Consider the following 21,580-nt stretch of genomic DNA (forward strand, 5'->3'; position numbering starts at 1 on the left):
TTTAGCTAATGTAGCTAAATCTTTTTTACCTTGACAAGCACCGTGCTCAGCATCTACTCTAGCTTGTAAGTTAGCTTTTGTATCAGCAGCTACAACCTCACCTAATAATTCAGCGAATTTAGCAGCGTGTTCAGCTTCTTCCCAAGCTATTCTCTTGTAAGCTTCAGCAACTTCTGGGTATCCTTCTCTATCAGCTTGTCTACTCATTGCTAAGTACATTCCAACTTCTGTACACTCGCCCATGAAGTTAGCATTTAATCCTTCAAGGATTCTTGGATCTACATCTTTAGCTATTCCTACTCTGTGCTCATCAGCCCAAGCTAATCCTTCAGTTTTTTCTATAAATTTTTCTGATCCAACATGGCATAATGGACACTCTTGTGGAGCTGTTTCTCCCTCGTGAATATAACCACATACTGTACAAACAAATTTTTTCATAATTAAACCCTCCCGAAATTTTAATATATTAATTAACTTTTTAATCTTTTTCTATTTAACTTTGGTTTCATTTAGTAACCATCTCTTGGCTACAAGATTATTATATAATAATAATTATCCGTTAGCAATGGGTTTTTAAAAAAATATTTAAATTTTTAAAAAAACTTTTTTATAGGTTTAGAGTGAAGATATCTTTAATTTAAAAGAAAGATTTACCTCAATATAAAATTAAACTATCTACATTAATAGGTTACTTTAGATGTATTAACTACCCCAAGTTAAAATTAGATTAAATAAGTGTATAACTTTATTAAAAAAATACTTTTAATTAGTAAGACTATATATAATAGAAACCCCGTAAATAATAACCGCTTTAAACTAAAACTTTTTACTTAAGCTCAACTTTGGTAATACTAATAAGTAAATACTACAATAGTAATACAGGTTGTCTTTAAGTTTAATTACTTAAGCTATAAATACTGAAAAGACTTTCAATGTTTATATTTCACAAGTATAATTATAGGTAATACAAAGTAACAAAATAAAATATTAAATAAAATTTGGTAACTATTAAAGATATAATATCATAATTTGTCATAAATACCAAATGAAAATTGAGGTTGATTTTAAAAATTCTGAAAAAGGAGTGTGAACAATGAAAGAAATTTTAAGTGAAGAGAACTTAGGAGAGTTTGTTCACTTGCATGTTCATACGGAATATAGTTTGCTAGATGGTTCGGGGAAGATATCTAAACTTATTAGTAGAGCTAAAGAGTTAGGTATGAAGAGTATAGCCATAACTGATCATGGAACTATGTTTGGATGCGTAGAATTTTATAAGCAAGCAAAGGCTCAAGGAATTAAACCTATAATAGGATGTGAAACATATGTAGTTCCTAAATCTATGCATATAAAGCAAGTGGATAAAGATAACGAAACTTATCATTTAGTACTTCTTGTAAAGAATGAAATTGGATATCAGAACCTTATGAAGATAGTTTCTAAGGCTTCAATTGAAGGATTTTATTATAAACCTAGAACAGACCATGAGTATTTAAAGGCTCATAGTGAGGGATTGATAGCACTTAGTGCCTGTTTAGGTGGAGAAGTACAAAAATATTTATCAAGAGGAAATAAAGAAAAAGCAAAGGAAACAGCACGGAAATATAAGGAAATATTCAAAGATGGATTTTACTTAGAACTTCAGTATCATGGAGTTGATGAGCAATTAGCAGTTAATGAGGCACTTATAGAGCTTTCAAAGGAAACAGATATTCCCTTAGTATGTACCAATGATGTGCATTATATAAAGCAGGAAGACTCTAAGTCTCATGACATATTACTTTGTATACAAACAGGAAAAAATTTAGATGACACTGATAGAATGAGATATCCATCAGATCAATTTTATTTAAAGTCACCTGAAGAAATGAAGACACTGTTCTCACATGTACCAGAGGCCATTTCTAACACTGTTAAAATAGCAGAACAATGTAATTATGACTACGAGTTTCATAAGTCAAAATTACCTAAATATCCGCTACCAGAGGGAGTAGAAGCCTTTGATTATTTAAGAGAACTTTGCTTTAAGGGACTAATTGAGAGATACGATGTATTCAAAGATTTATTAGATAAGGAATTTAACCTTGATGAAGTATACAAGATAGCCGAGAATAATGAAGAAGCTAAAGTATTAGTAGAAAGATTAGACTATGAAGCATCCGTAATAAATCAAATGGGTTATGTAGATTACTTCCTTATAACTTGGGACTTTTTTAGATTCTCAAGAGAAAAAAACATAGCAACAGGACCAGGTAGGGGTTCCGGGGCAGGTTCTATAGTATCTTATACACTAGGAATAACTAAAATAGACCCAATAAAGTATAACCTGCTATTTGAAAGATTCCTAAACCCAGAGAGAATTAGTATGCCTGATATAGATTCCGATTTTTGCTATGAGCGAAGAGGCGAAGTTATAGATTATGTTGTAGAGAAGTATGGATTTAATAATGTATCTCAAATAGTAACCTTTGGAACAATGGCTCCAAGGGCGTGCATTAGAGATGTTGGTAGGGCTATGAATTATTCCTATGCAGAGGTTGATAGAATAGCTAAGATGATTCCAACAGTCTTAGGTATAACTATAGAGAAAGCTTTAGAGATGAATCCAGAATTTCAGGAGGCTTATGACGAAGAGCCTAGAGTAAAGGAATTAATAGACGTAGCTAAGGATTTAGAGGGATTACCAAGACATACTTCAACTCATGCTGCAGGGGTAGTAATAGCATCACATCCTCTAGTTGAATATGTACCGCTTTTAAAAAATGATGAAAGTATAGTTGCTCAGTTTGACATGACAACTTTAGAAGAACTTGGACTCCTAAAAATGGACTTCTTAGGCTTAAGGACACTTACAGTTATAAGAGATACTTTAGATATAATAGAGGCAACTAAAGGAATAAAAATTGATATAGATAAGATTGACTTTGATGATAGAGAAGTTTATAAGATGATTGGTGAAGGTCATACAGCTGGCGTATTCCAACTTGAATCTGCAGGAATGACTACCTTTATGAAGGAATTAAAACCTGATAGTTTAGAGGATATCATAGCTGGAATAAGTTTATATAGACCAGGTCCAATGGCTGAGATACCAAGATACTTAAAAGGAAAAAGAAATCCAGAGGAAGTACAGTATCACACTGAAAAATTAAGGCCAATACTTGATGTAACATACGGATGTATGGTTTACCAGGAACAGGTAATGCAGATAGTTAGGGACCTTGCTGGCTATTCTATGGGTAGAAGTGACCTTGTAAGACGTGCCATGTCAAAGAAAAAACACAAGGTAATGGAAGAGGAAAGAAAGAACTTCATTTATGGTATAACGGATAAAGATGGCAATGTTGAAGTTCCAGGCTGTGTAAGAAATGGCATAGAGGCAGAGGTTGCAGATAAAATTTATGATTTCATGATGGATTTTGCATCCTATGGATTTAATAAATCACATGCTGCGGCTTATGCTGTAGTAGGTTATCAAACTGCTTATTTAATGAGATATTATCCAAAGGAATACATAGCTGCAATGCTTAATAGTGTTATGGGTTCTAATGAAAAAGTATCTTTTTACATAGGATTTGCAAACAAATTAGGAATTCAAGTATTGCCACCTGATATAAATGAAAGCTATGGTAAGTTTACTGTTGAAAATGAAAGTATAAGATTCGGTATGGCTGCAATAAAAAATGTAGGTGTGAATGTAGTTGAAAGTATAGTTAAATCTAGAGAAGAAAAAGGTAAATTCACTAGTTTTATGGAGTTCTGTACAAAGATAGATACATCTGCAATAAATAAAAGAGCAGTAGAAAGCTTAATAAAATGTGGAGCTTTTGATAATTTTAAAGTCCATCGTTCTCAGCTTTTAGCCGTTTACGAAAAAATTTTAGAAGGTATACACAATACCAATAAAAGAAATATAGAGGGACAAATTACTTTATTCGAAAGCTTAGAAAAAACTAATAATAATTTAGAAATTGAATATCCTAAGATTAAGGAGTTCGAAAAGAAACATTTATTAGCTATGGAAAAGGAAATGGCAGGAGTATATATAACAGGACATCCTTTAGAAGAGTACGAAGACATTTTAGAAGGCCTTACAAATACTAAGCTTTCAGACATTATAGAAGAGAATTCCTTAGAAGAAGTTGAAGAGGAAAACGAAATTGCAAAGGAAGTATTTAAGGTAGCTGATGGTGATAGAGTAGTAATTGGAGGATTAATCACAGAGGTTAATAGAAAGGTAACTAAAACTAATCAATACATGGCATTCCTAAATTTACAGGATATGTACAGCAGTATTGAAGTAATAGTATTTCCAAAAACTCTACAAAAATATAACTCTTTAATTAATGAAGATGCTATAGTAGTAATTAAGGGAAGAGTTAGTATAAGAGAAGAGGAACAACCTAAGATAATTTGTGAAGATATAGCTCCAGTTATTAAACAAAGTTCAGAAGAAATATTTGTGCTAGTAGAAACAGAAAAAGCAATCCCTATAGTTATAAGTGATATAAGAGAAAGTCTTATAAAGCATAAGGGAGATGTGCCGATTTATCTATGCACAAGAAAAGAAAGAAAAAAATATAGGATAGAACCTGGCTTATGGGTAGATGGAAGTATTGAAATACTTACATATCTAAGAAATAAATTTGGTGAAAACAGTGTAAAGGTTCAATAAAAAAATCGCCATTAAATAAAAATAACATTAATTTAATGGCGATTTAAAAAATAATTATCAAAATTGACTTAACATTTTTTCAATAATTAAATATAATTAAAGAAAGACAATTTTTCAAGATTGCCAAAATAAACTAAGTTTTATAACTCTTGCTTGGAATTAATGTAATATTCAGTAAAATCAAAAGAATAAGGTTCATTAAGTAAATAAGAGATAAGGGGGAGAGAAGATGAGAACTATAGGAGTATTAACTAGTGGTGGCGATGCACCAGGAATGAACGCCGCAATTAGAGCAGTTGTAAGGACTGGTATAGACCATGGTTTAAAAGTAATGGGTATACACAGAGGATATAGTGGCCTTATTAATGGAGAAATATTTGAAATGGATAGAAGAAGTGTTTCAGATATAATCCATAAGGGAGGAACTATACTTAAAACAGCAAGATGTGAAGAATTTACAACAGATGCTGGAAGAGAAAAGGCTGTAAATGTACTTAAAGTCTTTGGAATAGATGGATTAGTAGTTATCGGTGGAGATGGTTCTTTTAGAGGAGCACAAGCTCTTTCTAAGCTTGGTGTAGCAGCAGTTGGTATACCAGGTACAATAGATAATGATTTAGCATACACTCAATACACTGTAGGATTTGATACTGCATTAAACACAGTGTTAGATGCTATAAATAAAATTAGAGATACTTCATCATCTCATGAAAGAATAAGTATAATAGAGGTCATGGGAAGAAATTGTGGTGATATAGCTCTATATACAGGAATAGCTGGTGGTGCAGAAAAGGTTATCATACCAGAAAAAGGATATGATTTAAATGAGTTATGCAGAATAATTATTGAAGGAAAAATAAGAGGAAAGTTACATAATCTTATTTTACTAGCTGAGGGTGTTGGTGGAGCAAATGAATTAGCTAGCAAAGTAGAAAATGTTACAGGAATAGAAACAAGATCAACAATACTCGGGCATATACAAAGAGGTGGTAGTCCATCAGCCTTCGATAGAATATTAGCATCAACAATGGGTGCTAGAGCCGTTGAATTATTAATAGAAGGTAAAAGCTCAAGAGTAGTTGGAGTACAAGGTGGAAAAATATCTGATATGGATATAGACGAAGCTCTTTCCATGAAACATGAGTTTAATGAATATTTATATAATTTATCAAGAGTATTATCATATTAGTAAAACTATAGGAAGTTTAAGTAAAAGGTATTACAAAAGGTGGAACTTGGAAAACTAAATCCAAAATATAGCAAAGGGCAGGGTAGTTAGGTTATGAAAAAAACAAAAATAGTATGTACAATAGGTCCAGCAAGCAATAATAAGGAAATAATAAAAGAGTTAATAAAAGCAGGAATGAATGCTTCAAGACATAACTTTTCACATGGAGACCATACAAGTCATGCAGAAAATATGGGACTAGTAAAAGAAGTTAGAAAAGAAGTAGGAAAACATATAGCAATTGTATTAGATACTAAGGGTCCAGAAATTAGAACAGGAGACTTCAGTGAGCCTAAGGTTGAACTTAAAGAAGGAAAAGAGTTCACAATAGTATGTGGAGATATGATTGTAGGAAATGACAGCACATGCTCAGTAACTTATGCTGATTTATATAAAGATGTTAAATCAGGAGACAAAATACTTATAGATGATGGTTTAGTTGGCTTAGAAGTACAAAGTATAGAAGGAAACAAAATACACTGCGTAGTTACAAACAGTGGAATAGTTAGTAACCATAAGGGTGTAAACGTTCCAGGAGTATCTATAAAACTACCTGCTTTAACAGAAAAGGATATAGCAGACTTAAAATTCGGTGTGGAACAAGAAGTTGATATAGTTGCAGCATCTTTCATTAGAACGGGAGAAGACGTTTTAGCAATTAGAAGAACTTTATCAGATTTCGGTGGAGACGATATACTTATATTCTCAAAAATAGAAAACAGAGAAGGTGTAGATAATATAGATAAAATTATCAAATTCTCTGACGGTATAATGGTTGCAAGAGGAGACTTAGGTGTTGAAATACCAACAGAAGAAGTTCCTTTAGTACAAAAAATGATTATTCAAAAATGTAATGAAGCTGGTAAACCAGTTATTACAGCAACACAAATGCTAGATTCTATGATGAGAAATCCAAGACCTACAAGAGCAGAAGCTTCAGACGTTGCAAATGCTATATTTGACGGATCAGATGCTATAATGCTTAGTGGAGAAACAGCAAGCGGAAAATATCCAGTAGAAGCTGTACAAACAATGGCAAAAATTGCAGAAACTACAGAACATTCAGTGGACTATGATGCAGAATTAGAATTTAAAAATAAAAAAGGCGTTGTAAGTGTACCAGATGCAATAAGTTTAGCAACATGTACAACAGCAAGACAATTAACAGCAACAGCAATAATTACACCAACACAAAGTGGAGCTACAGCTAGAAGCGTATCAAAACATAGACCAGAATGTGATATCATAGCAGTAACACCATATGAAAGTGTAGCAAGAAAACTAGCTTTAAACTGGGGAGTTTACTCCATATTAGCTGAGAAAGTTCCTACAACAGACGAACTTATAGAAACTTGTGCTGATAAAGCAGCAGAAGAAGGCTATGCAAGTAAAGGAGATCTAGTAATTATTGCAGCAGGTATTCCAGTAAACTATATTGGAAGTACAAATATGTTAAAAGTTCATATTATAGGAGACATACTAGTTCAAGGAAGAGGAATTGGAGATAAATGTGCTTATGGTATGGCTAGAATAGTAAACAATGCTTCAGAAGCAGAAGACATAATAAAACCAGGAAATATCCTAGTTGCAAAAAATATAGATGAGTCATATATGAACGTTATAAAATTTGTATCAGGAGTTGTTGTATCAGAAGATATAGCATCAAATGTAGTATTAGCCTGTGAAGAGTTAGATAAAGCAGTAATATACAAAGCATCAGATGCATTAAGCATGATAAGAACAGGATCATTTATAACAATGGACTCAGACAGAGGATTAGTATATAGCGGAAAAACAACTATAAAATAATAGTTAATATATATAAGAATACCAAAGAAGAAGTAAGAGTTGAGAAAAAAAGTAAAATATAAAGATAAAAAATAAACTTAAATATAAAATTAATAAGAAAATAAAAGTGTAAAAAATAAAAATTAATATTTGATTTTTAAAGTCGTCTTTGATATACTAATATAATATGTAAAAAAAATTATATAAAAGTGTATATAATTTTGAAAAATAGGAAATGATTTAAATAAGCCAAAGGCGACTGATTTTTTCTACACACAACTATGCACCTGAAAAGGTGTATTTTTTTTATGCTTTTATAGAGAAAAACATAAAAAATATAAGAGGATACCCCTAAAAGCATAGGATATTTAAAGAAATATCACAAACATAAAGAAGTTAAAAGGTCTAAGAAAATATAAAATTTAATTAATGGGACTGTCGAACTAAGAATAAACCCTGGAATATACTGTGTTAATTTTAAATATGAAAAACAATATACTGTATGTAAATTTTTTAATGCTACAGCTCCTATTAAACTTAGCAGAAAGTAAGTTCATATATTAAAAATAATTCTATTGCAATATACACCCTGTAATATTAAAGCTAAAATATAATATCTCAGTGAATTTAAATATTTCACTGTAAGTATATAATTAATAAGCTTATATTATAGAAAAAATATTTTTATACTAATCTTGAAGTGTATAAAATCCCTTTAAAAGTAAATACTATTTTTAGAGGTGATGAGATAATGGCATATTCATTAAGTTGTAATTGTACAAACTGCGTAAACAATGAAAGAGGTTTATGTGAAGCTAATAATATTAATGTTTCAGGTATGAATGCACACGCTAGTCAAGGAACTCAATGCGATACCTTTATGGAAAAGGGATTGAAAAATGCATTTTCTAGCATGAGCAACATTAATGTAGCAGGAGAATTAAAACAATTATATAGTAACGCATCCATTGAAATGGCCCCTAATATTAGATGTAGTGCACTAAATTGTAGGTATAATAGTAATCAAATGTGTACTGCAAGCGACGTGAAAATCGATGGAACAAGAGCGATCACAAGCTCTAAGACTTGTTGTGATACTTTTATAGAATAGTTAATTAAGAAAGTTAAAATTAAATCTATGCACAATTCAAGGATTAAGTTTTAGTTATTAAGTCTTTGAATTGTGCTTTTTCTTTGTATTTAAATTCGTAAAATCTATTGAATTATTTATATCATAATTGGTATACTTTAAGTATTGCATTTAAAAGAGATAAAAATTAAAGAAGTATTTTGTACCATATAAATAGTAAAAACAATAATAAAAATTTAAGTGTAAAATCATACTAAAAAATTTCTTATATTAAGGCATTATATATAAATTATAAACTGTAGAAAATAAATAATATCTACTTTATAGATTAAGCAAAAAATTAACCAAGTATAAAGCTTAGCAAAAAATAAAGTATGACAAAGTACCTTTAAAGCTCATAATGGATATTATCAATGCAGGTATATTCTAAAAACAGTTTTCATTATATTTAGATTTAATTGTAATTAAAGAAGAGAATTAAACCTAAATATAAGCGTGCAAAAATGAAAACCCGAAAATATACAATAATAAATAAAAGAAAGTTTAGTATAAAAGTTAAAAATATTTACGCAAAATCTTATAGGCGAAAGTAAATTGAAAAATAAAAAATCAAAGATAAGGTTAAACGTAAATAAGAAGTAAAGATATATGGGTACAAAAGTCAGAAAGGTGAAACTAAATGAAAAATTCAATTCCAGTAGTAAAGAACAAGACCTACGAAGTAACAATTACAGGCATGGGATTTCAAGGAGAAGGAGTTGCAAAGCTAGATAACTTTGCAGTGTTTATCCCAGGTGCAATTGAAGGTGAAATCGTAGAAACAAAGATATTAAAAGTAGAAAAGAAATTTGCATTCGGAAAGTTAATGAGAGTAATAAAACCATCATCATGTAGAACAAATCCAAAGTGTAACATCTATGAAAGATGTGGAGGATGTAATATCCAGCACTTATCATATGATGGACAATTAGCCTACAAAACTAACAGAGTAATGGAATGTATAAACAGAATCGGTAAAGTAGAAAACTTTATTATGCATCCAACAGTAGGAATGGAAGATCCATACGGATATAGAAATAAGGTACAACTTCCAGTAGGAGTATGTAACAATACAAATAATAATATAGCAATAGGATTCTACGCTCAAAGAAGCCATGAGATTATAAACATGAACGTTTGCTATATACAAGATGAAATAGCAGACGAAGTAGTGAAAATAACAAGAAAATGGATGAGAAACAACGACGTAGAACCATACAATGAAGAAGATGGAACAGGCTGCGTAAGACACATTATGGTGAGAAAAGCCTTCAAAACAGGCGAAGTAATGGTAGTACTAGTTACAAACGGAAAAGAACTTACAGCAAAAGAACAGTTCATAGAAGTAATAACTAAAAATATAGAAGGCGTAACAAGCATAATTCAAAACGTAAATACTAACAAAACTAACGTTGTATTAGGCAAAAAGTGCATAACTCTATGGGGAAAAGATACAATTGTGGATTATATAGATAAATTCAAATTCAATATATCACCACTATCATTCTTCCAAGTTAACCCTATACAAACAGAAGTGCTATACAACAAAGCACTAGAATATGCAGGGCTTACAGGAGAAGAAATAGTATTTGACGCATACTGTGGAGCAGGAACAATATCATTATTCCTAGCACAAAAAGCTAAAAAAGTATACGGTGTTGAAATAGTACCAGAAGCAATAAAAGACGCAAAGAAAAACGTCAAAGAAAATAAAGTGGACAATGCTGAATTCATAGTGGGAGAAGCAGAAAAAGTAATCCCAGAACTAATAGAACAAGGCATAGTAGCAGATGTAGTTGTAGTAGATCCACCAAGAAAAGGCTGCGATAAAAAACTATTAGAAGCCATAGCAGAAATGGCACCAGAAAAAATAGTATACGTATCCTGTGATCCAGCAACACTAGCAAGAGATCTAGGAGTACTAGTAGACCTAGGCTACGAAGCAAAACATATCCAACCAGTAGATATGTTCCCACAAACATCACATGTGGAGTGTGTAGCGTCGATACATCGAAAATAATGCTGGAAATATTGAATTTTAGCCACTTTCATAAGCATGTAGTATTTGTGTCAGATGGAAGTAAAATAAGGAATAAGGAATTAAAAAGGTATTTTGATGTGTCTGTAGTTATATATATGGAGTGTGGAAATACGATAAAATAAAAGTTTTAATTATAGAAATAGATATTGAATTTATATATTTGATATCTATTTTTTGTATAAAAATACATGAAAAGAAAGAATTAAATTTTATTAATAAAAAGAGTTAAAGTATTTAAAAAGGTTTTTGGAATCTTGAACGATAGACCTATATTTTTACTAAGATAACAATGGAAACATTTTAGGGAAAGATGTATAATAAAGGTAAAATATAGAATTAAAAGACGTAAAATATATGATTGGGATTGAGGGAGGAAAATTATTATGCAATTGACAAAAGTAATTCTTAGTAACTATAGGTGTTTTGGAGCAGAACCTACAACTATTGAAATTAATAATTTGACTGGATTTATAGGTCATAATAGCAGTGGTAAAACCGCTTTATTAAGTGCACTTATAAAACTTTTTGGAGAAAAACCTAGTGATAGAATTATTGAAAGATCTGATTTCCATATACCTGAAAGTATTGACCCAGATAGTGTTGCTAAGAATGAATTATATATTGAATCACAATTTGAGTTTCCTGAACTGGAGAAGGAAGAAGACAGCATATCCATACCAGTGTTTTTCAAAAATATGGTTGTTAGTGAACAAGGGGGGAAACCTTATTTAAGAATTAGACTTGAAGCAAACTGGGAAAAAAGCTCAAATCCTGAAGGAAGTATTGATTCAAATGTATATTATATAACATCTACGACAGAAGAGATAAATCCAGAAGATAAGCGCAATATCAAAAGACATGACCTTGATCAAATAAAGATGATTTATGTACCTGCCATTAGGAAGCCAGATGAACAATTAAAAAATGTCTCAGGGACAATAATTTCAAGATTACTAAATGGTATAAGTTGGTCAGAGCAAACAAAGACAAAAATTAAAACGAAAGTAAGTGAAACCGAAGAAATTTTCTTTGAAGAAAAAGGGGTTGAATCATTAAAGAAATCACTAGAAACTCAATGGAATAGTTATCATAAGGATATTAGGTATTCTAATCCAAAGATAAATTTCAATAGTACTGATTTAGAAACAATTTTAAAGAAAGTTGAAGTAACTTTCTCACCTACAGAGACACATCGAGATTATAGGGTTGAAGAACTTGGGGATGGTTTACGTTCTTTATTTTATCTTTCACTTGTAAATACATTTTTAGAAATTGAAGAAGAAATTCTAAAATCTATTAATGATGGTAAAGAAGAAGATATATTTACATTAATACCGCCTGTATTAACAATTGTTGCAGTTGAAGAACCAGAAAATCATATTTCACCTCATCTTTTAGGAAGAGTAGTTGAAAAGTTAAACCTTATTTCTACAAAAGAAAATTCGCAGACAATATTGACATCACATTCACCAGCTATAGTAAAAAGAATTGAACCAACAGATATAAGATATTTTAGGATTTGTAATGAGCATGAAAGTACAAAAGTGAAGTCTATTAGATTACCAGATAAAGAAAAGGAAGCAGAACAATTTAAATTCGTAAAGGAAGCAGTATTAGCATATCCTGAACTTTATTTTGCAAAACTTGTTGTATTGGGCGAAGGTGATAGTGAAGAAATTATTATTAAAAAGATGATTGAATTAAAAGAGGAGTCTATAGATTCATCAGAAGTTTCAATAGTACCATTAGGAGGTAGACATGTTAATCATTTTTGGCGCTTATTGAACGATTTAGAAATTCCATTTATTACTTTGTTGGATTTAGATAGAGAACGAGATGGAGGTGGTTGGGGACGTATAAAGTATGCAATACAACAATTAATCAAGATTGGTTATGATAAAAATACATTGCTTAAAACAACTAAAGGAATTCTATCAGATGAAAATTTTGAAAGGATGCATACTTGGGATGTAGCTAAGACTGAAATTATTTCGGGATGGATTGAATGTCTAAAAAGTTATGAGGTTTATTTTTCAGCACCGTTAGATATAGATTTTGCAATGTTACAAAGTTTTAAAGATAAATATATTTCAGCATTAACAAGTGGTGAAGGCCCTAGGATAAAAGATCATGGCAAAATACAAGATATTGTGATCAATGAAGATACTAAAGACGCATTGAAAATGGCTTATGAAGATAGAATAGAGAGTGATATTAAATCAACATTAAAACAAGAAGGTGGCGATGGATCTACTTATACTAAAGAGGAGAGAGAACTTATGATATGGTATTCATATTTCTTTTTAGGAAGAGGTAAACCAACTACTCATCTATCTTTGTTTTCCAATAATGCTGATATAGATTTTGAAAGCTTCCCAGAATGTCTAAAAGAGTTTGCAAATAGGGTTATTAAAAAGATGAGAGATGATTTAGGGGAGTAAGAAAATGAAGAGGAATTGGATTAGTACAGAAGAGTGGCATCCGTCAGCAGGATTCAAACTAGAAGTTGAGGCGATGAATACAGTTATTAGTGATAAAAATACACTTGTTGTAGCTGGTCCTGGAGCTGGAAAAACAGAGTTATTAGCTCAGAGAGCCTGCTTTTTACTAGAGACTAATACATGTAGATATCCTAAAAAAATCCTTGCTATTAGTTTTAAAAAGGATGCTGCTGATAATTTAAAAGAGCGTGTAGAATTGAGATGCGGGAAAGAATTAGCTTCAAGATTTGAATCAAAGACCTATGATGCTTTTGCAAAAGAAATTGTAGATAGATTTAAAAATAGTTTAGATGAATCATATAGACCTTCAAATAACTACAATATAGCCGAAAATAGAGATGTTAGAAGAGCATTTGAGATAGCAGGATTAAGTTTCAGAGGAAATCAAACTGATTTTAATAGAGCGTATGGAAATAAACTCTCGATAAATAAATTGCCTTTACATACAGATTTTATAGATAAGATTTTTATAGACGCTTGGAATGTATTACTTAAAGGCAACAAAGATAATAATTTTGAAAGTTCACTTACTTTCGAGATGATATCACGTTTAGCTGAATACTTGATAAGAACAAATAGGTATATTAAGAAAGCAATTGAAATGACTTATAGTAATGTATTTTTAGATGAGTTTCAAGATACTACATCAATTCAATATGATCTTGTTAAAGCTTGTTTTTTAAAGGCAAAGACAATAATTACTGCTGTAGGTGATGGCAAACAACGAATTATGTTATGGGCTGGTGCTAGAAAGTCAATATTTGAAGACTTTCAAAATGATTTTTTAAGTCAAAAAAGAACATTAATTATGAATCATCGCTCAGCGCCAAGACTTGTAGAGATTCAAAAAACAATGTATAACAGATTGAATGAAGATGCTGTTGAATTACAAACTAATGAAAAGTGGAATCATGAAGATGGAGAAGCGTATTTAAGACTTTTTGAAGATCACATAAAAGAGGCTGATGTACTTAGTGAGGAAATAGCTAGATTGGTAGAAAAGGGGATAAAAATTAATAAAATATGTATATTAGTAAAGCAGAATGTAGATGTTTATTCAAAAGAGATTATAAATAAACTTTCTCAACTTAATATTAAGGCACGTAATGAAGCGGTATATCAGGATCTATTAAAAGAAGATATAATAAAAATACTGGTTTCGCTTTTTAGGTTGGCATCAAGTGATAGAAGACCAGATGATTGGGATTATATTTACGACATTCTAGGTGAATTATATGGAATAGACGAAGGTTATAAACCCAAAATATTAAATGATTTCATTATCAAAGTAGAGTTAATGATTAATGATCTTAATGCAAACTTAAATATTGTTGATGAAAAACAATTCTCAGCGTTAGTTGATTCTAAGATTGAATCTATTTCATACGAAAAATTTGCATCAAAGTTTCAACAATATAAATCTAAAGATTATTTTGATGATTTAGTAGACAAATTTAAAAGATCAGTATGGATTGAATATAATGAAACCAAGGATTGGATTAAAGCTATTGATAACTTTGAAGGAAAAAATTCAATTCCAATAATGACAATTCATAAAAGTAAAGGTCTTGAATATGACACTATATTTTTTGTTGGATTAGAAGATTCGGCATTTTGGAATTTTAAAAATCAGCCGCATGAGGATAGATGCGCATTTTTTGTTGCACTGTCAAGAGCTAAAAGAAGAATTGATTTTACATTTAGCTCAAATAGACCAGCAGGATTTTCGAATTTACAGAAGCATGATTGTATTAATGAATTTTACGAATTGTTTGAGGATACTGAGATTGTAAAGAAGATAGAGTATTAACTTATATTATTGAATATAGTGTATTTAAGGGATAAAAAATTTTGATTATAGAGTAGAACTTTAGTATATTATATTTTAAGACATTAGTTATATTAAATAGGCATTAAATTTATATATTTGATGCCTATTTTTTTAGTGTGTCCAGCATGAGCGTAATCTTAAGGGTGGAAGTCCCTAACACGACGGAAAAAGGTGTACCACAGGGTTGAAACCTTTCTCCTCTACTTAGCAATATTATGCTAAGTGAACTAGATACAGAATTAGAAAAGCGAGGACTAAACTTCAGCAGATATACTGACGATTGTAACATATATGTAAAATCAAGAAAAGCAGCAGAAACAGTAATGGCTAGTATAACAAAGTTCATCGAAAAAGAGTTAAAGCTCAAGATGAATAATGAGAAAAGTAAGGTAGATAGACCGTGGAGGTTAAAGTATTTAGGATTTTCATTCTATAATAAGAAAAATGGAATGGGAATAAGAGTGCATAATAAATCCATTGAGAAACTAAAAGCTACACTCAAGGGAATTACTGGTAGAAGCAATGCGATGAGCATGGAACAATGTGCAACAAAGTTAAGACAAATAATAAGCGGTTGGATTAACTACTTTAAGCTAGCAGATTTAAGAAGTACTTTAAGAGTATTGGATAAGTGGCTAAGACGAAGGCTACGCCTATGCTATTGGAAGCAGTGGAAAAAGATTAAAACTAAACATGACAATTTAGTAAAATTAGGAATAGATAACTACAAGGCATGGGAATATGCAAACACAAGAAAAGGCTACTGGAGAATTTCCAATAGCCCTATTTTAGCAAGAACATTATCCAACGACTACCTAAAAGAACAAGGATTTATAACATTAACCGAAAGTTATTTAAGATTTAGGTAATTCTATTGAACCACCGTGTACCGAACGGTACGCACGGTGGCGTGAGAGGTCGGTACATAAAATAATTATATACCTCCTACTTGATCCTATATTATTATCTTTTTATCTAAATATTTTGAATCAACTATGCTACTCCACTGTTTCTCAAAAGATGGATTAAGTTGTTTTTGCATACTAATAGCTTCTTCAAAAGTCATTCGCCTAGATAACATCATCATTCTTAATCCATGAAGTTGAATTTCAAACCAAGAATACTTAGCATTTTTAGCTAGTTCACGCAATGTGCTTCGAGACATTAAAAAATTTTCATGTGTTCCTTTTGAAAATGCCTCCACCACAAGCTGATAATTGTTGAAAGATGCAAACGTTCTAGAGTCAATATTACCTCCTATTTTATTCCAAGGTGGAATATCTCCAACAACTTGTCGATATGATTCAATCAACTGTCCCTCTGCTAGTTTAATATTTTCAATTCCTTCACGACCTGCATAGTCTGGTATTGGCATTCCTTTTGGTGCATCAAGAAATTTTCGATATAAATTTTCATTCCTGTGAACAATGGGTTGTGACAAAGACGATTGAACCAGAACAGAGTAGCCTAATCTTTTGTGATCAGCAAAGTATTGCTGAATTTGTTGATATTTACAAGCTCCATCGTCAATTGGAAGAAGCCCGTTGTGCTGCTTAAAACGAACAGTCAAATCCGAAGCAAGTCCGATATATAGAACCTCTTTAGTATGATAATCCCAAAATGAGTAAATACCTGCGGATGCCCAACCCCAGTTATCTAAAGGTGAGCAATTTTCTTCAATAAAATTCGCTATATCTTTTGCTTCATCTATGGTGTATGCATCCATAATGATTGTTCCAAACATTAATAAACACCTCCTAATAATAATTATTTTATAAGTATACCACGTCCTTTCTACCAAATAAATACAATATTCTAATCTGTTTTTATTTCGTCTAACTTGGTGGTCATAATGCTGTAAAGCTCGGTGTTTTTTTTGAATTTATCCACGAATGGCAAAATGACATTGATGTAAAAGAGCTGATGAGGGGAAATGTTGAGCTGCTTGGCAAGTATCTGCTTATCGCCTGCGACTTGGTTGAGCATATATACACAAAATCGCTGTTTTTAAAGATATTTTCCACTTTTCTTGAAGATAAAAGGGCTTTGATGTTCTGTGTAATTGCTGTAGGAATACCTCCCCATTTACGAAATCATTTCCAAATCTCAACCGAATAGGCGGCGGTCTGTTCCTATTTTAAGAGCAAGTGAAATTCGTCCATATAGTATAAGGAGTGGAGCGTTTTTCCGCACGATTTACCGTTACTCTGTTCCAAACTTGGTCTTGCACAACAAGCATACTGGAGTATGCTTGATTTGATAGACACATAGAATATAGGTATAATAAGTATAAAGGATATGTTTATTAAATTGATAGAAAAGTAAGGTTTGCCAAAGAATATAAGAAAGAAATAATAAAGTCAGCAACAGATCAAGGCAAAAAGGTAACCCATGTGGCTAAAGATATAGGGGATAGCGAAGCTACTGTAAGAGGATGGATTAGAAGATACAAAGAACATGGAAAAAACGCCTTTCCAGGCAGCAGAAATTTGGGACCAGATGATGAAGAGATAAGAAGATTAAAGAAGCGATCAGCTGATATTGAAGAAGAGAATGCAATATTATACCCTATAGGACATGCGAAAAAAGCTATACTCATCTTCACAAAGCCATAGAAATAAAGTATCAATTATTTATTGAGGAGCTTGGAAAAAAGTATAACATAAGAGAAATTGCTTTCGATAAACGGGATGCCGTTCAAATTGTACAAAATCTTGAGGGCATGGGATATAAATTATATGACCGAAACTTATAATGGATATTACAACATTATGATTTGATTACTTGGAGGACGTTATTTATATGATTTCTGTAGAAAATCAGTATGAACAGTTCCTAATATTAAATTATAAAACAAAAAAATAGGAGTAATAGCTATGGAATTGGGAAATTTAAAAAATCTTGAAGAATTAAAAGCTGATATATTAAAGTTGGTTACAAATAAAAAAAATTATCTTATAGGAATCTCGGGTATTGAGTGTTCTGGAAAGTCAACATTATCTAAAAAACTATTTGATTTTTTATTGGAAAATAATATTAACACATACTTATTGTCGGGTGATGACTTTTTATTTAACAGGGAAACGCGATATGCTAACAAAAATCAGATTCAAGGATACTATAATGAAAGTTTTAACTATGAAAAGTTGTTTAATGAGATTATTTCACCAGCCATAAATTCAGATTCATTTTCTGAAGTAATTAGTTATTTAGATTGGCAAAGTAATAAAATGATTTCCAATGAATTTACTTTTAAAAGCCCTTTTGTTCTTATTCTAGAAGGTGTTTTCATATTTAAGAAGCAATATAGAGAATATTTCGATTATAAGGTTTGGCTGGATATTTCTTTCAAAGATTCGCTAAAGCTTGCATTTCAACGGACAAGGGATCTTGAATATTATGGAGATAAGAACTATATAATACAAAGGTATACTGAAAGGTTTTATCCTACCCAATTATATCATATACTGAATGATAATCCAGATGAGATTTGTGATGCAAATATTAAAATATCTTTCAAAGATTACGTGAATGAAAATCCATAATATTTCTTATGTAAAAGATTATAAAGATGGCTGAGTTTCATTGCATTTTATGAGATAAGTGAAAGGAAAAATCAAAAAAATTTAAGGTTAAAGGTTCCAGAATTAAAAAAGAAAATATTAGTGAATTACTTGCTAATCCTGAGGTGAGAAAAGTGTAATGTTCATATAACTTAACAGAACGCGAGATATCTAAAGGAGAGAAGTGAATGAATACAAAGATGTGCAAGAGTATTATTCTCATAGCCAGTATCATGTTAAGTTCTATTCTAGCATTAGCTTGCATAAATAAAAATACGAATAACGGAGAAGAAAAGGTTAATAGAGAAATATTATAATCCTCTTTATAAAATTGATCTCAATTATAAGCTAGATGAAAAACCTCGTCATAAGGACTTCGCTTGTTAAACATATTATTAATTCATTACATAACATAATTTAATGGTGAAGAAATCTAATGAATTTAATCATATATTTACATGAATAGTATTAAATTTACATTGGATTATGTATAATGAGAATATACTGTAGAATAGAAATTATATTAAGTCTTAATAAGGGGAGATATATATGGTAAATATGTTATTTAGTTTGTATAATTTTCATGAAGATTGGGCAAAGAATATAGTAAAAAAATATATAAATGCTACTGCGAAGGTGTTAATAATTCCTTTTTCATTTGGCGATAAAATAAGTAATGATAAAGAGTGGCATAATTCATATAGCAAAAATAAGGGGAAATATTACGAGGAGATCGTTACACCTTTTATAAGTTATGGAATTAAAGAGGAAGATATAGAGTGGATAAATTATTTTAAAGATACAAAGGAGAATGCTAAAGATAAGGTAAGAAATAGTGATATTATATTTTTCACTGGAGGTTTACCGGATAAAATGGTGACACGTTTAAGCCAGTTTGATTTAATTGATGACATTGAAGGATTTACAGGTGTTATTATTGGCAGTAGTGCAGGAGCTATGATTCAAATAGCAGAATATCATATTACTCAAGATGCTGATTACAATGAATTTTCATACAATGCAGGTTTAAACATGATTAAAGACTTTGATATTGAAGTTCATTATGAAGGAACTGAAGTACAAAAGGAATCTATAAATAAGGTACTTGAGGATAAAAAGGATAAAATATATGCAATTACAAATAGTGGTGGAGTAATTTTTGATAATAAAAAAGTTACTTTATTAGGTGATATTGAAACATTCTTAAGGGAAAAAAATTAAGTATATAGATGACTGATCTATCCATTTTGATAAACATATTTAATGAGGCTATTCATATGTTGATTTTCAAGATGTTCAAAATAGTAACAAAGGAATATAAAGTTTTTTATAACTGTAGTATCTTTGATTAAGTTATAATAATTTTAAATAAATACAAGGGGAGGAGAGCTGTATATGATTAATTGGATGTCACAGTTTAGTCCAGTACAACAGGCACTTATAGGAACATTATTTACTTGGGGGGTAACAGCACTTGGAGCAGGATTAGTATTTTTCTTTAAAAAGATAAATAAAAAAGTGCTTAATGGTATGCTAGGTTTTGCAGCAGGAGTTATGATTGCAGCTAGCTTTTGGTCCTTATTAGCACCAAGTATTGAAATGGCGGAAGATTTAGGACAGACAGCATGGCTAACAGCTACTATTGGTTTTTTAGGTGGTGGATTATTTTTATTTATTGTGGATAAAGTATTACCTCATTTACATATGGGACTTGATACTTCACAGGCTGAAGGGGTAAAAACAAGTTGGCAAAGAAGTATACTTTTGGTTTTGGCAATTACTATTCATAATATACCAGAAGGACTTGCAGTAGGTATTGCTTTTGGTGCAGTTGCCTATGGTATACCATCAGCATCTTTAGGTGGAGCTATTGCCTTAGCATTAGGTATTGGGTTGCAAAACTTTCCAGAGGGTGCTGCGGTATCAATACCACTTAGAAGAGAAGGTTTTTCAAGAAGAAAAGCATTTTTATATGGTCAGGCATCAGGTATAGTTGAGCCTATTGCAGGTGTCATTGGAGCCTTTGCTGTTATGTCTATACGTCCATTACTACCATATGCACTAGCCTTTGCTGCTGGAGCAATGATTTATGTAGTTGTAGAAGAATTGATTCCAGAAGCACAACAGGGAGATGAAATAACAAGAACTGATATTGCAACAATAGGATGCATGCTTGGATTTGCATTAATGATGATATTAGACGTTGCACTAGGTTAGGTTTTTAATTTTATAGAAGTAAATTAAATATATATACTTACTTTAAGGGGGATGGGGAATATGAAGTTACCGACACATATAGTAGCTGCAGGTGGAATAGTTATAAATGATAATAAAGAAATATTACTTGTAAACAATCCAAGAAAAGGTTGGGAGTTTCCAGGTGGAATCGTTGAGGCTGGGGAGACAGTTCCTCAAGGACTGATTAGGGAAATTAAAGAGGAAAGTGGTATTGATGTAGAAGTAATTAATATATCAGGTATTTACTCAAATACAAAGAAGAAAAAGGGTTACAATGGTGTTGAAGAGGTGCCAACGATTGTGACTATTGATTTTATTTGTAAGTATGTTTCAGGTCAATTGGCTACCAGTGATGAAAGTATTGATTCAAAATGGTTTTCAAAAGAAGAAGCTTTAGAAACTATAAATTCAAAGCAAAAGCTTAGATTTCAAAAGGCTTTAAATTATGAGAAAGCTTTCACTTGTATGGGTTATGAAGTAAATTCATCTAATGAAATTGAAGTACATGAAGAATACTTATTTTCTAGAAAGGATTCAAAAGAGACCTTTTACTAACTTTCATTTTAAATTATTTTCCATATTATAT

The 21,580-nt window shown here is 31.1% G+C and carries 16 protein-coding genes and 2 pseudogenes; 15 read left to right on the top strand and 3 right to left on the bottom strand.

The genetic code is table 11. The features are described from left to right. On the bottom strand, positions 1-438 hold a 438-nt coding region (locus BUA48_RS10505; protein ID WP_072832020.1), incomplete at its 3' end, for an NADH peroxidase. 655 nt (positions 439-1,093) lie between these two features. Between BUA48_RS10505 and BUA48_RS10510 the strand changes: the two genes are divergently transcribed. The 9 genes and pseudogenes from BUA48_RS10510 to BUA48_RS15940 all read left to right on the top strand — a co-directional run bounded on the left by BUA48_RS10510 (position 1,094) and on the right by BUA48_RS15940 (position 16,062). Then, positions 1,094-4,675 carry a DNA polymerase III subunit alpha gene (locus BUA48_RS10510; RefSeq protein ID WP_072832021.1) on the top strand — a complete coding sequence of 1,194 codons (3,582 nt, stop codon included), beginning with the start codon at positions 1,094-1,096 and terminating at the stop codon, positions 4,673-4,675. Positions 4,676-4,904: 229 nt separating this feature from the next. Then, positions 4,905-5,864, top strand: coding sequence for a 6-phosphofructokinase (gene pfkA, locus BUA48_RS10515; RefSeq protein ID WP_072832022.1), 960 nt, complete (start codon positions 4,905-4,907; stop codon positions 5,862-5,864). A gap of 93 nt (positions 5,865-5,957) precedes the next feature. Beyond that, complete coding sequence (gene pyk, locus BUA48_RS10520; RefSeq protein WP_072832023.1) at positions 5,958-7,712, top strand: pyruvate kinase; 1,755 nt, start codon at positions 5,958-5,960, stop codon at positions 7,710-7,712. A gap of 730 nt (positions 7,713-8,442) precedes the next feature. After that, positions 8,443-8,802 (top strand): DUF1540 domain-containing protein, encoded by a 360-nt coding sequence (locus tag BUA48_RS10525; protein WP_072832024.1) that lies wholly within the window; start codon positions 8,443-8,445, stop codon positions 8,800-8,802. A gap of 658 nt (positions 8,803-9,460) precedes the next feature. After that, entirely contained in the window at positions 9,461-10,840 is a 1,380-nt protein-coding gene (gene rlmD / locus BUA48_RS10530; protein ID WP_072832025.1) for a 23S rRNA (uracil(1939)-C(5))-methyltransferase RlmD, read from the top strand. 404 nt (positions 10,841-11,244) lie between these two features. After that, positions 11,245-13,302, top strand: a complete 2,058-nt coding sequence (locus tag BUA48_RS10535; protein WP_072832026.1) for an ATP-dependent nuclease — start codon at positions 11,245-11,247, stop codon at positions 13,300-13,302. Between the two features lie 4 nt (positions 13,303-13,306). Further along, a complete protein-coding gene (locus BUA48_RS10540; protein WP_072832027.1) occupies positions 13,307-15,172 on the top strand; it encodes a UvrD-helicase domain-containing protein in 1,866 nt (621 codons plus the stop codon). Positions 15,173-15,396: 224 nt separating this feature from the next. Next, positions 15,397-15,609, top strand: a pseudogene (locus BUA48_RS15935) (reverse transcriptase domain-containing protein); the annotation flags it as partial. Between the two features lie 33 nt (positions 15,610-15,642). Continuing rightward, positions 15,643-16,062 carry a group II intron maturase-specific domain-containing protein gene (locus BUA48_RS15940; RefSeq protein ID WP_278336845.1) on the top strand — a complete coding sequence of 140 codons (420 nt, stop codon included), beginning with the start codon at positions 15,643-15,645 and terminating at the stop codon, positions 16,060-16,062. Between the two features lie 86 nt (positions 16,063-16,148). Here BUA48_RS15940 and BUA48_RS10550 read toward each other — a convergent pair whose 3' ends face one another. Beyond that, positions 16,149-16,937, bottom strand: coding sequence for a hypothetical protein (locus tag BUA48_RS10550; RefSeq protein WP_072832028.1), 789 nt, complete (start codon positions 16,935-16,937; stop codon positions 16,149-16,151). 71 nt (positions 16,938-17,008) lie between these two features. Next, a pseudogene (locus BUA48_RS10555) lies at positions 17,009-17,432 on the bottom strand (VirB4-like conjugal transfer ATPase, CD1110 family); the annotation flags it as partial. A 115-nt stretch (positions 17,433-17,547) separates the two neighbouring features. On the opposite strand from BUA48_RS10555, the gene BUA48_RS10560 reads away from it, so the two are divergent. The 6 genes from BUA48_RS10560 to BUA48_RS10580 all read left to right on the top strand — a co-directional run bounded on the left by BUA48_RS10560 (position 17,548) and on the right by BUA48_RS10580 (position 21,549). Continuing rightward, on the top strand, positions 17,548-17,808 hold the full coding sequence (locus BUA48_RS10560) for a transposase (protein ID WP_242944345.1): 261 nt from the start codon (positions 17,548-17,550) through the stop codon (positions 17,806-17,808). A 261-nt stretch (positions 17,809-18,069) separates the two neighbouring features. After that, entirely contained in the window at positions 18,070-18,738 is a 669-nt protein-coding gene (locus BUA48_RS10565) for a nucleoside/nucleotide kinase family protein (protein ID WP_072832030.1), read from the top strand. A 206-nt stretch (positions 18,739-18,944) separates the two neighbouring features. Next, positions 18,945-19,073 carry a hypothetical protein gene (locus tag BUA48_RS15945; protein ID WP_278336842.1) on the top strand — a complete coding sequence of 43 codons (129 nt, stop codon included), beginning with the start codon at positions 18,945-18,947 and terminating at the stop codon, positions 19,071-19,073. A gap of 232 nt (positions 19,074-19,305) precedes the next feature. Next, positions 19,306-19,977, top strand: coding sequence for a Type 1 glutamine amidotransferase-like domain-containing protein (locus BUA48_RS10570; RefSeq protein WP_072832031.1), 672 nt, complete (start codon positions 19,306-19,308; stop codon positions 19,975-19,977). Between the two features lie 174 nt (positions 19,978-20,151). After that, entirely contained in the window at positions 20,152-20,973 is an 822-nt protein-coding gene (locus tag BUA48_RS10575; protein WP_242944344.1) for a ZIP family metal transporter, read from the top strand. A 60-nt stretch (positions 20,974-21,033) separates the two neighbouring features. Continuing rightward, complete coding sequence (locus BUA48_RS10580; RefSeq protein ID WP_072832032.1) at positions 21,034-21,549, top strand: NUDIX hydrolase; 516 nt, start codon at positions 21,034-21,036, stop codon at positions 21,547-21,549. Positions 21,550-21,580: the final 31 nt, after the last annotated feature.

The organism is Clostridium collagenovorans DSM 3089, assembly GCF_900130005.1.
In the GTDB taxonomy this organism is placed as follows: domain Bacteria; phylum Bacillota; class Clostridia; order Clostridiales; family Clostridiaceae; genus Clostridium_D; species Clostridium_D collagenovorans.

Excerpts from the sequence above, each read along its gene's own strand:
- BUA48_RS10580 (WP_072832032.1), top strand. The coding sequence starts at position 21,034 with ATGAAGTTACCGACACATATAGTAGCTGCAGGTGGAATAGTTATAAAT.
- BUA48_RS10570 (WP_072832031.1), top strand. The coding sequence starts at position 19,306 with ATGGTAAATATGTTATTTAGTTTGTATAATTTTCATGAAGATTGGGCA.
- BUA48_RS10510 (WP_072832021.1), top strand. The coding sequence starts at position 1,094 with ATGAAAGAAATTTTAAGTGAAGAGAACTTAGGAGAGTTTGTTCACTTG.
- BUA48_RS15945 (WP_278336842.1), top strand. The coding sequence starts at position 18,945 with ATGAATACAAAGATGTGCAAGAGTATTATTCTCATAGCCAGTATCATG.
- BUA48_RS10565 (WP_072832030.1), top strand. The coding sequence starts at position 18,070 with ATGGAATTGGGAAATTTAAAAAATCTTGAAGAATTAAAAGCTGATATA.
- BUA48_RS15940 (WP_278336845.1), top strand. The coding sequence starts at position 15,643 with ATGGGAATAAGAGTGCATAATAAATCCATTGAGAAACTAAAAGCTACA.
- pyk (WP_072832023.1), top strand. The coding sequence starts at position 5,958 with ATGAAAAAAACAAAAATAGTATGTACAATAGGTCCAGCAAGCAATAAT.
- BUA48_RS10550 (WP_072832028.1), bottom strand. The coding sequence starts at position 16,937 with ATGTTTGGAACAATCATTATGGATGCATACACCATAGATGAAGCAAAA.
- BUA48_RS10540 (WP_072832027.1), top strand. The coding sequence starts at position 13,307 with ATGAAGAGGAATTGGATTAGTACAGAAGAGTGGCATCCGTCAGCAGGA.
- rlmD (WP_072832025.1), top strand. The coding sequence starts at position 9,461 with ATGAAAAATTCAATTCCAGTAGTAAAGAACAAGACCTACGAAGTAACA.
- pfkA (WP_072832022.1), top strand. The coding sequence starts at position 4,905 with ATGAGAACTATAGGAGTATTAACTAGTGGTGGCGATGCACCAGGAATG.
- BUA48_RS10535 (WP_072832026.1), top strand. The coding sequence starts at position 11,245 with ATGCAATTGACAAAAGTAATTCTTAGTAACTATAGGTGTTTTGGAGCA.
- BUA48_RS10525 (WP_072832024.1), top strand. The coding sequence starts at position 8,443 with ATGGCATATTCATTAAGTTGTAATTGTACAAACTGCGTAAACAATGAA.
- BUA48_RS10575 (WP_242944344.1), top strand. The coding sequence starts at position 20,152 with ATGATTAATTGGATGTCACAGTTTAGTCCAGTACAACAGGCACTTATA.